The following is a 13,756-nucleotide window of genomic DNA, read 5'->3' on the forward strand; positions in this document are numbered from 1 at the left end:
TCCGCGCGAAGAGGACAGCTCTCGGCCGCTTCCGTCCGGCCCGCCCCACAAGGGCGCCGGGAAGCAGGGCCACCAGGCGGCAGAAAGGCAAGGACCGTGGCGACCACGGTCTCCGACCGCCCCGGATACGGGCAACTGCTGCGCACCCCCGGTGCGTGGACCTTCCTCCTCCCCGGCTTCGCCGCACGGCAGCCCTTCGCGATGCTCACCATCGGCATCGTCCTCCTCGTGCAGCACACGACCGGCTCGTACGGCAGCGCGGGCGCCGTCGCGGCGGTCTCCGGCGTCTCCATGGCGCTGTTCGCCCCGCAGAGCGGCAAACTCGCCGACCGGTTCGGCCAGCGTGCCGTCCTGGTGCCCGGGGTCCTGCTCCACGCCGTCTCCGTGAGCGCCCTGACCGTACTGGCGCTGGCGGACGCGCCCCTGTGGGCGCTGTTCGCCGCCGCCGTGCCGACCGGTGCGTCGATCCCGCAGGTCGGCCCCATGGTGCGCGCCCGCTGGGCGGCGATGCTGGGGGCGACCCCCGACCGGCCCGCCTCCCCGCTGATGTCCACCGCGGCCGCGTTCGAGTCGGTGACGGACGAGTTCACGTTCGTCCTGGGCCCCGTGATCGCCACCGCCCTGTGCACCGGCGTGCACCCGGCGGCCGGACTGATCACGGAAGCCGCCCTGACGCTGATCGGCGGCCTCCTCTTCGCGGCGCAGCGCGCCACCCAGCCCGCCCCGCGCGCCAAGGCCACCGCGGCCGAGCCGCACGCCTCGGCGCTCTCCGTTCCCGGCGTGCGCGTCCTGGCCGTCACCTTCCTGGGCATCGGCGCGGTCTTCGGCGGGATGCAGGTCTCGCTGACCGCGTTCTCCGAGGAGATCGGCCACCCCGGGGTCAACGGGGTCCTCTACGGGATCTTCGCGGCGGGCAACATGCTGGCGGGCATCGCCTGCGGCGCCATCGCCTGGAAGAGCAGCCCGCGCCGCCGGCTGATCGTCGGGTACGTGGCCCTGACCCTGACCGCGTCCGGCCTGTGGGCCGTGCACTCGGTGCCGCTGCTCGCCGGGCTCGGCCTGCTGGTCGGCCTCTGCATCGCCCCGGCCCTGATCAGCGGCTACACCCTGGTCGAGGCGCTGGTGCCCGCCACCGCCCGCACCGAGGCCTTCACCTGGCTGACGGGCGCGGTGGCGCTCGGCCAGGCGGCGGCCGTGACCGTGGCGGGGCGACTCGCCGACGCCCACGGCGCGAGCACCGGGTTCCTGGTCCCCCTGGCCGGAACCGCCCTGGCCCTGGTGACCCTGCTCGCCCTGCGCTCCCGGCTGACTCCGAGGTCCCAGGGACGCACGGTGGCACGTGGGATCGGTCACCGCGAGCCGGTCACGGTGGACTGATCCGACGGAATACGTCAGTATGGAGCGTCGTTAGCACTCACTGAGTGAGAGTGCCAGGAGGAGCAAGTGCCGACCTATCAGTACCAGTGCACCGAGTGCGGCGAAGGCCTCGAGGCGGTGCAGAAGTTCACCGATGATGCCCTGACCGTGTGCCCGAGCTGCGACGGACGCCTCAAGAAGGTGTTCTCCGCGGTCGGCATCGTCTTCAAGGGTTCCGGCTTCTACCGGAACGACAGCCGCGGCTCCTCGTCGAGCAGCACGCCGGCGTCGACGGCCTCGAAGTCGTCCGACTCGGGTTCGTCCTCGTCGTCGACGGGCTCGGACACGAAGTCGAGCGCCTCGTCGTCCGCCTCCTCCTCGTCGTCGGCCCCCGCGTCGGCCTCGTCGAGCGGTACGTCGGCCGCCTGAGCCCACGTACGCACGCACCACCCGCCTTTCACCGGACCCCGCCGAGACCCCTCGGCGGGGTCCGGTCGTTTCCCCCGGGCGGCACCCCTGCGGATACGGTGACCGCATGGTGAACGCACTTACGGAAACGAACTCCGGTACGGGTACGGCGGGGGCCGAGGGGTCCGCGGAGATCGGTGTCATCGGCGGCTCGGGCTTCTACTCCTTCCTGGAGGACGTCACCGAGGTCGCCGTGGACACCCCCTACGGCAAGCCGAGCGACTCGGTCTTCCTCGGCGAGCTCGGCGGCCGCCGGGTGGCCTTCCTGCCCCGCCACGGACGCGGCCACCACCTGCCGCCGCACCGCATCAACTACCGGGCCAACCTGTGGGCGCTGCGCTCCGTCGGGGTCCGGCAGGTGCTCGGGCCGTGCGCGGTGGGCGGGCTGCGGCCGGAGTTCGGGCCGGGCACCCTGCTCGTCCCCGACCAGCTGGTGGACCGCACGAAGGCCCGCGTGCAGACCTATTACGACGGTGAGACCCGGGCCGACGGGACCGTGCCGAACGTCGTCCACCTGGGCTTCGCCGACCCGTACTGCCCCGAGGGCCGCAAGGCCGCGCTCACGGCGGCCCGCGGCCGGGACTGGGAGCCGGTGGACGGCGGCACCCTGGTGGTGGTCGAGGGCCCCCGGTTCTCGACCCGCGCGGAGTCGCGCTGGCACGCGGCGATGGGCTGGTCCGTCGTGGGCATGACGGGGCACCCCGAGGCCGTCCTCGCCCGGGAGCTGGGGCTCTGCTACACCGCGATGACCCTGGTGACCGACCTGGACGCGGGGGCCGAGGCCGGCGAGGGCGTCTCGCACGAGGAGGTGCTCCAGGTGTTCGCGGCCAATGTGGACCGGCTGCGCTCGGTGCTGTTCGACGCGGTGGCGGGGCTGCCGAAGAGCGAGAGCCGCAACTGCACATGCGCCCACGCGCTGGACGGGATCGACACGGGGATCACACTGCCGTAGCGGGTACGGCTGCCGCTCGGGCAGGGCGGAGCTCACCGATCGGGTGACGGAGTTGTCCACAGTTCGGGGACTGTCCACAGGCCCCAGCGGGATCTGCTCGGACGGGGGAAAGTGAGGGGAGTTCGGCCGGGTGACACCGGACCGGACTCCCCTTTCCCTTGCGCATTTCCTTTGCGCATTTCCTTTGTGCTCGTCCGCACTGATCCCGGGTGGTGCCATGTCCACTTCTTCCTCTCCCTCCTCCTGCCCTGCTCCGGTGCCCGCCCCGTGCGGGGTGGGGCCGTTCGGTCCTCTGCGGGTGCGGAGCGGTGGCGCGGACCGGCTGCGGCGGATGCTGCGCCGCCAACGGCGTGCGGCGGCCGCGGGGCTCGCGCTGGCGGGCGCGGCGCTGGCCACCACAGGCCTGAGCAGCGCCGACGGAGGGGCCGGCCCGCCGGACGATCCGCCGGGTGCGGTCCGGTCGCCGGTGCGGCTGGTCTCCGCGCCGGTCCGGATCGCGGACCCGGAGACCGTACGGCTGCTGCGGCCGGGAGACCGGGTCGATGTGATCGCGGTGAGCGAGGCGGGCGGCGGCGACGCGCGTGTGGTGGCCCGAGGAGCGCGGGTGGCGAAGGTGCCTCCCGCCTCCACGGGGGCCGGGGCGCTGGTGGTGCTGTCCGTGGAGCGGCCGACGGCCACGGCGCTGCTCGGTGCGGGAGCTTCGGGGCGGCTGGCCGTGGCGGTGTCCGATGCGAACTGACGTCTCGTCACCGCATCTGGGGGAATCGGCGGATTGGACAGTCCCGCCTTCTCCCGCCTTGGGTGGTGGGGCAGTGTGCTCCCCTCACCGTCCATGCGAAGGAAGGCTCATCCGTGAGCGAGAAGAAGGTCAGTCTGCTGGAGGGCTTCAAGGCCTTCCTGATGCGCGGCAATGTGATCGACCTCGCGGTGGCTGTCGTCATCGGTGCCGCTTTCACCAACATCGTGAACGCGTTCGTCAAGGGCATCATCAACCCCCTGGTCGGCGCGTTCGGCACGCAGGACCTGGACAACTACAGCTCCTGCCTCCAGGGCCCGTGCACCACGGACCCGAAGACCGGGAAGATGGACGGAATCGAGATCCTGTGGGGCTCGGTGCTCAGCGCCACCCTCAGCTTCCTGATCACCGCCGCCGTCGTGTACTTCCTGATGGTGCTGCCGATGGCCAAGTATCTGGCCCGGCGGGCGGCGATGCAGGCCGCCAAGGAAGGTGTGCAGGAGACGATCGAGGTGAGCGAGCTGGAGGTGCTGAAGGAGATCCGCGACGAACTGGTCGCCCAGCGCACCGGTGGCGCGCCCGGACCGGACTCGGGCGAAGGACCGGGCGGAGCCGACGGGGCCGCTGCCGGCCCGCGCGAGGACCGGTAGCCCTCCGGGCGGCCGGTCAGACGGGGCGGGGCGGCTTCGCTCAGATGTGGTGGGGCGGCTTCTCGTCCAGGAAGCGCGCGAGGTCCGCGGCGCTGCCGCCGGTCGGAGGCCGCTCGCCCCACCCCTGGTCCGTATCGTCCGCGGACTGCCGGTCCAGCGGATCGTCGAAGATCAGAACCGGCTTGGGCTTCGGTTCCGGGTGCGGCTGCTCCTGTGGCTGCTGCTTCTTCGCATCACGCGGGCTGGGGGCGGGGGCGGCGCTCATGTCTCCAGGGTACGGCGGCTCACCACGGGGGGTGAGCCGCCGTGGGGCCGGGCGGCGGGTGTCAGCGGTCCTTCGGGTCGACGAGCCACAGGCCGAGCACGACGAGGAACGACAGGCAGAGGAAACCCGCCCCCCACCAGGCCGTGCCGGTGTTGCCCTCCATCCACTCGTCGATCAGGATCGTCAGCCCCCAGAGCTGGCCGACGACGACGGACATGGCCAGGGCGAGGCGGGCGGTCAGCTTCGAGGAGCGCTCGGGGTCCTGGTCGGTGCCCGCTCCGGGTCCGGGGCCGGTGTGCCGGACCCGGGGGTCCCCGTATCCGCTGGTGGGGCGGATCTGCGGATAGCGCTCGTGGACGGGCCGGTTCAGCTCGGGGTCGGCGCTGCCGGGGTGGTAGGCGGGGTAGTGGGTGCCCGGTGGCGGCAGAGGCTGCTCGGGGTGCGGGGTGTCGTTCATGCCCGCCCGCCCGGGTTCTCGGCGGTGGCGGACGCCGCGTCGGCTCCGCGACCGAGGCCGGCGACGGATCCGGAACCGGCGGCGGGAGCGGGGCGTGCGGCGGGGCCGGTGACGCGGCCGCCGGCATCCCTGGCGCCGTCGGCCCGGGGTGCGGGCCTTTCACCGGCGGCCCGGTTCCGGGCTCTTGTTCCGGTGGCGGCCCGGGGCGGGGCCTCGGCTCCGCCGTCGGCGCCCGGGCAGCCGATACGGGCGGCGAGTTCGGGGCGCTCCCCGCCGAGCTGGCGGCAGAGGCCCTCCTCGACGCTCTCGCCGGACCGGGTGGTCCCCACGGCCCAGACGCTGCCGTCGTCCTGCTCGACGACCACGACCTTGGGCAGCCCGCGCGGCGGCGGGCCCGCGGTGACCTCGCCGGACCGGGCGTCGAAGACCCCCTCGTGGCATGGGCAGTACAGCTCGCCCTCGGTGCCCCGGTCCTTGCGCCAGAGCACGGCGCAGGCGAGGTGGGTGCAGACGGCGGAGTAGCCGACGAGGGTGCCGTCGTCGAGGCGGACGGCGACGGCCCGGTCCTCCTCGCCCGGGTAGCGGAAGGCGATCGATTCGCCGGGCGGGAGCCCGGCGGCGATGCGCTTCGGCTCGGGGGCCTTGCCCTCCTCGCCGTCGCCGTGGCGGTGGAGGATGCCCGCGGCCACCCCGATACCGCCGACGGCGAGTCCGCCGGAGACGGTGGTGACGATCCGGAGGTAGTCCCGCCGGGTGGTGAGGGAGTCGGCGGCGATCCGGTCCTGGAGCGCCTCGCGCGGGTCTCCCCCGGCGGGGTGCTCGCCGGCCGGCTGCTGGTCGGTGACGCTCATCGGCGGACGTCCTTCCCGTTGATCTCGACGACGGGGAGACCGCCGGGAACCGGCCACTGGACCCGTTCGGCGGGGACGACCATGGCCACGCCGGTGCGGACCTCGGTCTCGCCGAAGACGAAGGTGTCGGCGACCTGGACGCCGGGGCGCTCCGCCTGGAGCTCCTCGACGGTGCCGTAGAAGAGCGCTCCGGTCGGGCAGACGGTGGCGCACATGGGGGCGAGGCCGTAGGCGGTGCGGTCGTAGCAGAGGTTGCACTTCATCTGCAGCTTCGCCTGGAGGTCGATCTTCGGTACGCCGAAGGGGCAGGCGTTGACGCAGTTGGAGCAGCCGATGCAGCGGGTGGTGTCGGCCTGCTGCACCACACCGTCCGCGGTCACCAGGATCGCGTCGGCGGGACAGACCTCGGCGCACGGGGCGACCGGGTCCTCGCAGTGCATGCAGACGGTCGGAAGGGAGGCGACGGACTGGCCCTCGTCGGTGTAGTCGAGGTGGATCATCGATTTGCCGCGGTGCGAGTCGCATTCGCGGCAGGCGGAGACACAGGCCTGGCAGCCGATGCAGCGCCCCGGGTCGATGAAGATCGTTCTGCCCATCATGGGCCTCAGCTCCTCTCCGAGGTGCCACGGCCCTGCGGGGCCGTGGGAGGCAGCGGGTCGGTACGGGAGACCTGGGTCTCCGGGTAGGCGACATGGCCGGGGGCGACCGGCGGGGCGGGGACCTCGTCGATCCGCTCGGCGTGCTCGATGCGGCAGGCGCACACCTTGTACTCGGGGATCTTGGAGCGGGGGTCGAGGGCGTCGATGGTGAGGGCGTTGGCCGCGGTGGGGACGGGCCAGTGGTACGGGACGAACACGGTGTCGGGGCGGATCGCCTCGGTGACCAGGGCGGGGAAGACCTCGCTGCCGCGCCGGGTGACGACGCGGACGGGTTCGCCGTTGCGGAAGCCGTGGGAGGGGTGGATCTCGGCCCAGGGGCGCGGCGTCTGTTCGACGAGGGCGCCGAGCCTGCGGGTCTGGTTGCCGGAGAGGAAGTGGGCGACGGTACGGCCGGTGGTGAGCGACATGGGGTGCTCGTCGTCGTACGGGTCCATCGGCGGGTGCCACTCGACGACCTGGAGGTGGATCCTGCCGTCGGGGTGGTAGGTCTTCCCGTCTTCGAAGAGGCGCGGGGTGCCGGGGTGGTCGGTGCTGGGGCAGGGCCAGGCGATGCCGCCGGTCTCCTCCAGCCGTTCGTAGGTGATGCCGTAGTAGTCGTTGACGGTTCCGGCGGAGGCGACGCGCAACTCGTCGAAGACCGTCCGGGAGTCGGGGAAGTCGAACTTGTCGCCCGCGCCGAGGCGGCGGGCGAGTTCGCAGATCACCCAGGTGTCGGTCCGGACTCCTGGAGGCGGGTCCTGGGCCTTGTTGTGCTTGACCACGCGGGCTTCCGCGTTGGCCATCACCCCTTCGTCCTCGGCCCAGGTGGTGACGGGGAAGACGACATGGGCGTTGGTGGCGGTCTCGGAGAGGAAGAAGTCGAATTGGGCGTGGAACTCGGTGGTGTCGTACCCCTCCTTGACCACCCGGTAGTTGGGCAGGGAGACGAAGGGGTTGTTGCAGATGCCGATCAGGCCGCGGATCTCGCGGCGCTGCATCTGCCAGACCATTTCCATCATGGAGGTGCCGGCGGGCGGGAGTTCGGACTCCTCGATGCCCCAGATCTCACAGATCTGACGGCGGTGCTCCTCGTTCATGATGGAGCGTCCGCCGGGGAGGAGGTCGGACTTCTGGCCGTGCTCGCGGCCGCCCTGCCCGTTGCCCTGGCCGGTGATGGTGCCGTAGCCGGCGCCGGGCTTGCCGATGTGGCCGGTGGCGGTGCACAGGTTGATCACGGAGAGGCAGTTCTCGACGCCCTGCGAGTGGTGTTCGATGCCTCGGGCGTGCCAGGCCATGGCCTTGGGGGCGCGGGCGAAGGCCCGGGCGACCTGGACGATCTGCTCGGCGGGGATGCCGCAGATCGCGGCGGCGCGGGAGGGCGGGTATTCGGCGGCCTTGGCCTTGAGCTCCTCCCAGCCGGTGGCGTGGTCGGCGAGGAAGTTCTCGTCGGTGAGCCCTTCCTCGATGACGACATTCAGGACGGAGGTGAAGAAGGCGGAGTCGGTGCCGGGTTTGAGGGCGACATGGATGTCGGCGGTCCGGGCGATGGCGGTCTCGCGCGGGTCGACGACGATGAGGGTCGCACCGCGGTCCCGGGCTCCCCAGACGTACTGGGTCATCACGGGGAAGCACTCACCGACGTTGGAGCCCGCGATGAGCAGGCAGTCGGTGAGCAGGATGTCGGAGAAGGGGTTGCCGGCCCGGTCGATGCCGAAGGCCAGCTTGTTGGCGCCCGCGGCGCTGACCATGCAGAGGCGGCCGTTGTAGTCGACGTGCCGGGACTTGAGCGCGACCCGGGCGAACTTGCCCACCAGATAGGTCTTCTCGGAGAACAGGCTGGCCCCGCCGAGGAGCCCGAAGGCGTCGTTGCCGTACGTCTGCTGGATGCGCCTGACCTCGGAGACGGTGAAGTCGAGGGCCTCCTCCCAGGAGACCTCCCGGAACTCCTCGTCGCGGGAGCGGCGCATCAGCGGGGCGGTGAGCCGGTCGGGGTGGTTGACCTGCTGGTAGGCGTTGATGCCCTTGGGGCAGAGCCGCATCCGGTTGATGTCGTGGTTGCGGGGTTCGACGCCGAAGACCTTGCCGCCGTGGTCCACGCGCAGATACATCCCGCACTGGACCCCGCAGAAGCAGCAGTGGGTGGGTACGAGCGTCTCGCCGTTCTGGTCGGCGTGCCACCGGTCGGCCGGGATGCCGCCCGCGTCCCGGAAGGCGCGGGTGCCGGGCGGGGCGAGGGAGGGGTCCAGGGGGATGAAGGTGCGGCGGTCGGCAGCAGCTCGCGGATCCGCGGTCACTTGAAGCCCTTCTTCACATGGGAGAGGTAGGCGCTGCCGCGCAGCACCCGCTTGCAGCGCGGGCAGTATTCGGCCCAGGCGTCGAAGTCGAGGCTGAGGTCGCGCATGGTGCCGCGCAGGTTCTCGACGTAGGGCCCGGTGTCGATGGGCTCCTCGCAGCGGCGGCAGGCGAAGACCTCGTCGTCCTTGCGGCCGGTGTACTTGAACAGCTGCATGCCGACCGCGGCCGGGCGCTGGACGATGTGGAAGAACTTGCCGAACGGGATGTAGATCAGGGTGAAGACGACGGACACCATGTGCAGGATCGCCAGGAACTGGTAGCCGCCGCCGTGCAGGAAGACCGAGGAGAAGGTGAGGAGCAGGCCGGTCACGGAGATGACGATGAGCGCGATCAGCGGCACGAGGTCGTAGGCGAAGCGCTGGCCGGTGATGGCGCCGCGGTCCTTCATCCGGCGCCACAGGAAGTACGAGGCGCCGGGGATGACGAGGACAGCGGCGATGTCCAGGCCGTGGAACATCAGCCAGCCGAGCAGGTTCAGGGAGTCGAAGCCGAGGATCTTGAAGCCCCAGATCCGCATCTCGTAACCGGGTCCTGAGCCGGTGCCGGAGGTGAAGGTGAACCAGCCCCAGGTGAGCGGGAAGGTGATCAGGGCGGCGAGGACGCAGCCCCAGAAGATGAGCTGGTGAGCGGCCCAGCGGGCGTGGGAGCGGGCGCCGAGGAACTTCTGGAAGCCGAGGTAGGTGGCGATCATCCTGGGCAGGGCGGTGGGGGCCCTGCGGAAGTTCTCCATCGAGAAGAGGCTGCGCCAGCCCTGTTTGAAGAGGCGTCGGGCACCGGGGGCGGAGATCCAGACGGTGTAGCGGTAGGCGACGCCGAAGGCGAGGAAGACCGTGGCGACGGCGTACGGGAGGAGGGCCGAGTCGAAGTTACGGAGCATGCGGCTGCCGAGCACGATCGCGACGATCAGGAGGGCGGAGACAGCCACTCCGGCGAGCGTGGCCCGGGCGGTGACGGACCGGGGGCCGGTGGGGGCGGCAGGAGTGGTCTCGGGGTCACCGGGGGCGGGGGGCTCGGCTGCTGCGGTGGCTCCTGAGGGCTCGGTCACCCGGCCACCGTAGGACTGTTTGGGTCGTTTGAACCCGTTTTAGGGGATGGGAGGGTGAGCGGGTCGCCCGGACAGTCGCAAGGGCCGCCTTGCCGGGGCGGGGCTGCCGGAGGGGCGCGGGGGCCGCCTGGCGCCGGCAGGGCTGCGCAGGCCGCCTTGCCCGGCCGGGTCTTGTGCACCGACCGCACGGAGTCTCGCGCACCGCTTTCGGCTCGCCGGTACGTTCGAGGTGTAGCGGCCCGTGCTCTTCGGCGGGCCCCGATCCCGACCGGAGGAGCTGCACGATGACGCGCGAGGACAAGGCCCCCGAGCTGCCGCCGCTGCTGGACGCGCTGACCGATGTGGCCGGTATCCGCGTCGGCCACGCCGAGGTCGCCGGTGCGGGCGCGTTGAGCGGTACGACCGTCGTCCTGGCGCCCGAGGGCGGGGCCGTGGCAGCCGTGGACGTACGGGGCGGCGGGCCGGGGACGCGGGAGACGGACGCACTGGATCCGCGCAACCTGGTGCAGCGGGTCGACGCCGTCGTCCTCACGGGCGGGAGCGCCTTCGGGCTCGACGCGGCGTCCGGCGTGATGGCGTGGCTGGAGGAGCAGGGCCGGGGCGTCCGGGTCGGCCCCGGGCCCACTCAGGTGGTGCCGGTCGTTCCGGCCGCCGCTCTCTTCGACCTCGGCCGGGGCGGCGACTGGCGGGCCCGCCCCGACGCGTCGACCGGCCGCGCCGCGGTGGAGGCCGCCGCTGCCACGGGCCCCGGGGAGCCCGTCGCCGAGGGCTCGGTGGGCGCGGGCACCGGCGCGGTGGCCGGGCAGCTCAAGGGCGGCATCGGCACGGCGAGCGCCCGCCTCGCCTCCGGGGTCACGGTGGCCGCCGTCGTCGCGGTGAACGCGGCGGGCTCGGTGGTCGATCCCCGGACCGGGGTGCTGTTCGGGGAGTACGGGGCCGGGGAGCCGCCGGTCCACCCTCCGGCCGAGGTCCACGCGGCCGCGGAGCGGCGTCTCGCGCTGGAGCGGGAAGCGGCGGAGGCGGCCGGGGGCGGGGCCCCGCCGTTCAACACGACGATCGCGGTCGTCGCCACGGACGCGGACCTGACGCGGGCGCAGGCCCAGAAGCTGGCGGGCACCGCGCACGACGGCCTGGCCCGCGCGGTGCGCCCGGTCCATCTGCTGACGGACGGGGACACCGTGTTCACCCTGGCCACCGGGCAGGTGCCGGTGGAGCCGGGGAACCCGGTCGCCGTCAACGAGATCCTCGCGGCGGGCGCCGACGTCCTGGCGCGGGCCATCGTGAAGGCGGTGCGCGCGGCCCGGAGCACCGAGCGGCCGGGCGGCAGGCTGCTCTCGTACACGGAGTTGTACGGAGGCGGGGTGCGGTGAGGCCGCGGCGGAGGGGGCGTGCGGTGTGAGCCGGGGGCGCGCACGGGTGGCCGACTCGCCGTCCACGTAAGGGAGTTCCTCCCAAGCGCCCGAAATGCACCGGGAACGAGCGGGGAACTTTCGGCGTGCGCCTTACGTTTTCACCCAACCCCGGTCACGATGTCAGGCCCAGGGACTACGTTAAGCACGCATCGAGTAACACGCGGCGACGGCCTGGAGACACCACCTTGAGCGATCCGTGCGAGACAACCGAGCACCACCTCGACCGACTCCTGCGACGCGCCCTGAACTCCTTCGACCTTCCCGACAGCACGGTCGACCGCCTCGGCACGGCGCTCGCCCACAGCAGTTCGCTGCACTCGTCGCACCACAGCTCCGTGCTGCACCGCGAGACCTACCGTCACACGTATCTCCTCGCCGACGGCTCCGCCCTCACTCTGTGGGAGCTGGTGCACAGCGGCGGCCGGGACGTGCGGAGCCCGCGTCGGCACGAGCTGTACGACGACGAGGGCGACGCCCGTATCGCCGCGTCCCGGCTGGCCGGGAGCTTCTCCGACTCCCCGGCCTTCGGCGACGAGGGGATGCAGGAGGCGCCGGGGGACCTGGAGATGCTGACGGTCCTGATGTCCGCCCCGCCGGCCCCGCTCCCCCGGACGTACGCCCCCGACAATTCCGCGGACCACGCCCGCCGGGTGCTGCGCCGTGCGGAGAACGCCGACCGGCCGGGCGAGGAGAGGGCGCGGCTGCTTCGGGCCGCCTTCGCCCACCACATCACCCAGATCTTCGGGCGGCAGTGCGATGTCGACGGCCGGCCCGCCGGATTCACGCTCTACGAGCACGCGTTCCTGCTGCTGGACGGCAGCGAGACGAGCCTGTGGGAGGTCGAGCACACGGCCACGCCCGACGGCCGGCACATGTGCGAGGTGTACGAGGACGAGCACACCGCCCGCGCGGCGATGGAGAGCCGCACCCGGATCTGCTGACCCGATCCGCCGGGGCCGCCCCCAAGGCCAGTGCCTCCGGGCCCGATTCCCCTGCCGCGCCGGTCAGTTCGCGTCAGCCTCCGTGTTCACGCCGTCCTCCCCGTGGGCGCGCGGCCGGGCGGGCAGCGCGAACATCACCAGGAAGATCGCCGAGAGCACCCCGGCCACCCACCACAGCGACTGCTGGAACGCGTCGACGAACGCCGGGCCGACCGCTTCGGGAGCCGGCCGGTCGCCGGTCGCGCCGAAGAAGACGACGGACACCAGACCGAGGCCGAGCGCCGTCCCCATCTGCTGCACGGTGTTGATCAGGCCGGACGCCGAACCGGCATGCTCCTTGGGCACTTCGGAGAGCACCATGTCGGTCAGCGGAGCCACGATCAGCCCCATCCCCGCGCCCATGACCACCAGCGGGACGGCCATCTGCCGGGAGCTGATGCCCATGCCGTACTGCTCGCTCTCCCAGAGGTAGGTCAGCAGCCCGGCGATCATGAGGAGCGCACCGGCCTGGAGGACCTTGCGGCCGAAGCGGGGCACCAGCTTCTGCACGGAGATTCCGGCGGCCACCGACACCGCGACGGAGAAGGGGATGCCCGTCACGCCGGCGCGCAGCACGCTCCAGCCGAGGCCCATCTGCATGTAGAGGGTCCAGACCAGGAAGAAGATGCCGAGGCCGACGCCGAAGGTCAGCTGCACGGCGATGCCGGCGGCGAAGCTCTTCACCCGGAACAGGGACAGTTCGATCAGCGGCGAGCCATCGGTCAGGGCCTTCCGCCGCTGGTGGATCACCAGTGCCGCGAAGACGAACAGGCTGCCCACCATCGAGAGATGGCCCCAGAGCGGCCAGCCCAGCTCGTGTCCCCGGGTGAGCGGATAGATGAGCATCAGCATAGCCAGGGTGATCAGGGCGACGCCGGGCAGGTCGAGACGGACCGCCTTGGGGGCCCTGGACTCGGTGATGAACTTCGCGCCGAGGACCAGTCCGGCGATGCCGACGGGCAGGTTGATCAGGAAGATCGGCCGCCAGCCGAGCCCGAAGAGGTCCCACTCGGTGAGCAGGGCGCCCAGCAGCGGACCGGAGACCGCGCCGAGTCCGACGATCGCGCCGAAGAGGCCGAAGACCTTGCCGCGCTCGTGGGCCGGGAAGGTGGCGTGCACGATCGAGAGGACCTGGGGCACCATCAGGGCCGCTGTCGCGCCCTGGAGGATGCGGGCGGCGACCAGGATCTCGGGGGTGGGCGCCACGCCGCACAGGGCCGAGGCGAGCGTGAAGCCGCCGATGCCGATGAGGAAGAGCCGCTTGCGCCCGTAGATGTCGCCGAGCCGGCCGCCCGTGATCAGCCCGGCCGCGAACGCGAGCGCGTAACCGGCGGTGATCCACTGGATCGCGGAGACGGAGGCTCCGGTCTCGCGCGTGATGCTGGGGATCGCGATGTTGACGATCGTGACGTCGACCAGGTCCATGAAGGCCGCGGTCATCACGATGGCGAGCGCGAACCAGCGACGCCGGTCGGCCGGGGCGGACGCGGGTGCGGCTGTGGCTGTGGCTGTGGCTGTGGCTGCGGGTGTACCCGGCGTCTTCATCGGTGCGCCCGGCGTCTTGACCGGTGCGACTGGCGTCGTCACCGAT

14 protein-coding genes are annotated in these 13,756 nt (G+C 72.1%); 7 read left to right on the forward strand and 7 right to left on the reverse strand.

Translation table 11 applies throughout. The features are described 5' to 3' along the window. Positions 1-96: 96 nt before the first annotated feature. From IE134_RS24250 to mscL, 5 genes are all read left to right on the forward strand, one after another. Positions 97-1,377 carry an MFS transporter gene (locus IE134_RS24250; protein WP_030710637.1) on the forward strand — a complete coding sequence of 427 codons (1,281 nt, stop codon included), beginning with the start codon at positions 97-99 and terminating at the stop codon, positions 1,375-1,377. Positions 1,378-1,443: 66 nt separating this feature from the next. After that, complete coding sequence (locus IE134_RS24255; RefSeq protein WP_030710638.1) at positions 1,444-1,785, forward strand: FmdB family zinc ribbon protein; 342 nt, start codon at positions 1,444-1,446, stop codon at positions 1,783-1,785. 106 nt (positions 1,786-1,891) lie between these two features. Then, positions 1,892-2,776 carry an S-methyl-5'-thioadenosine phosphorylase gene (locus tag IE134_RS24260; RefSeq protein WP_189431702.1) on the forward strand — a complete coding sequence of 295 codons (885 nt, stop codon included), beginning with the start codon at positions 1,892-1,894 and terminating at the stop codon, positions 2,774-2,776. Positions 2,777-2,993: 217 nt separating this feature from the next. Beyond that, positions 2,994-3,515, forward strand: a complete 522-nt coding sequence (locus IE134_RS24265) for a hypothetical protein (RefSeq protein ID WP_030710640.1) — start codon at positions 2,994-2,996, stop codon at positions 3,513-3,515. A gap of 113 nt (positions 3,516-3,628) precedes the next feature. Then, positions 3,629-4,162 carry a large conductance mechanosensitive channel protein MscL gene (gene mscL, locus IE134_RS24270; protein ID WP_189431703.1) on the forward strand — a complete coding sequence of 178 codons (534 nt, stop codon included), beginning with the start codon at positions 3,629-3,631 and terminating at the stop codon, positions 4,160-4,162. Positions 4,163-4,202: 40 nt separating this feature from the next. On the opposite strand, the gene IE134_RS24275 is transcribed toward mscL, so the two are convergent. The 6 genes from IE134_RS24275 to IE134_RS24300 form a co-directional block, all read right to left on the reverse strand. Further along, positions 4,203-4,427, reverse strand: coding sequence for a hypothetical protein (locus IE134_RS24275; RefSeq protein WP_098016616.1), 225 nt, complete (start codon positions 4,425-4,427; stop codon positions 4,203-4,205). A 61-nt stretch (positions 4,428-4,488) separates the two neighbouring features. Then, a complete protein-coding gene (locus IE134_RS24280) occupies positions 4,489-4,884 on the reverse strand; it encodes a hypothetical protein (protein ID WP_098016617.1) in 396 nt (131 codons plus the stop codon). Beyond that, entirely contained in the window at positions 4,881-5,735 is an 855-nt protein-coding gene (locus IE134_RS24285) for a QcrA and Rieske domain-containing protein (RefSeq protein WP_098016618.1), read from the reverse strand. Before IE134_RS24285 ends, IE134_RS24280 begins: the two co-directional genes overlap by 4 nt. Then, positions 5,732-6,334 (reverse strand): 4Fe-4S dicluster domain-containing protein, encoded by a 603-nt coding sequence (locus tag IE134_RS24290; RefSeq protein WP_010059620.1) that lies wholly within the window; start codon positions 6,332-6,334, stop codon positions 5,732-5,734. The genes IE134_RS24285 and IE134_RS24290 overlap by 4 nt, the downstream gene beginning before the upstream one ends. 5 nt (positions 6,335-6,339) lie before the next feature. Then, on the reverse strand, positions 6,340-8,667 hold the full coding sequence (locus IE134_RS24295; RefSeq protein WP_189431704.1) for a molybdopterin oxidoreductase family protein: 2,328 nt from the start codon (positions 8,665-8,667) through the stop codon (positions 6,340-6,342). Next, positions 8,664-9,773 (reverse strand): MFS transporter, encoded by a 1,110-nt coding sequence (locus IE134_RS24300; RefSeq protein WP_189431706.1) that lies wholly within the window; start codon positions 9,771-9,773, stop codon positions 8,664-8,666. Before IE134_RS24300 ends, IE134_RS24295 begins: the two co-directional genes overlap by 4 nt. A gap of 284 nt (positions 9,774-10,057) precedes the next feature. Between IE134_RS24300 and IE134_RS24305 the strand changes: the two genes are divergently transcribed. Beyond that, positions 10,058-11,143, forward strand: a complete 1,086-nt coding sequence (locus IE134_RS24305; protein ID WP_030710648.1) for a P1 family peptidase — start codon at positions 10,058-10,060, stop codon at positions 11,141-11,143. 227 nt (positions 11,144-11,370) lie between these two features. After that, on the forward strand, positions 11,371-12,126 hold the full coding sequence (locus tag IE134_RS24310; RefSeq protein ID WP_030710649.1) for a DUF6227 family protein: 756 nt from the start codon (positions 11,371-11,373) through the stop codon (positions 12,124-12,126). A 63-nt stretch (positions 12,127-12,189) separates the two neighbouring features. Here the strand turns inward: IE134_RS24310 and IE134_RS24315 are convergent, their stop codons facing one another. Further along, positions 12,190-13,710, reverse strand: coding sequence for an MFS transporter (locus IE134_RS24315; protein ID WP_189431790.1), 1,521 nt, complete (start codon positions 13,708-13,710; stop codon positions 12,190-12,192). Positions 13,711-13,756 lie beyond the last annotated feature (46 nt).

This window comes from Streptomyces rubiginosohelvolus (assembly GCF_014649875.1).
GTDB classification, from domain to species: Bacteria; Actinomycetota; Actinomycetes; order Streptomycetales; family Streptomycetaceae; genus Streptomyces; species Streptomyces rubiginosohelvolus.

Coding starts and splice junctions, on each gene's coding strand:
- IE134_RS24290 (WP_010059620.1), bottom strand. CDS start 6,334: ATGATGGGCAGAACGATCTTCATCGACCCGGGGCGCTGCATCGGCTGC.
- IE134_RS24315 (WP_189431790.1), bottom strand. CDS start 13,710: ATGAAGACGCCGGGTACACCCGCAGCCACAGCCACAGCCACAGCCACA.
- IE134_RS24275 (WP_098016616.1), bottom strand. CDS start 4,427: ATGAGCGCCGCCCCCGCCCCCAGCCCGCGTGATGCGAAGAAGCAGCAG.
- IE134_RS24280 (WP_098016617.1), bottom strand. CDS start 4,884: ATGAACGACACCCCGCACCCCGAGCAGCCTCTGCCGCCACCGGGCACC.
- IE134_RS24305 (WP_030710648.1), top strand. CDS start 10,058: ATGACGCGCGAGGACAAGGCCCCCGAGCTGCCGCCGCTGCTGGACGCG.
- IE134_RS24260 (WP_189431702.1), top strand. CDS start 1,892: ATGGTGAACGCACTTACGGAAACGAACTCCGGTACGGGTACGGCGGGG.
- IE134_RS24265 (WP_030710640.1), top strand. CDS start 2,994: ATGTCCACTTCTTCCTCTCCCTCCTCCTGCCCTGCTCCGGTGCCCGCC.
- IE134_RS24285 (WP_098016618.1), bottom strand. CDS start 5,735: ATGAGCGTCACCGACCAGCAGCCGGCCGGCGAGCACCCCGCCGGGGGA.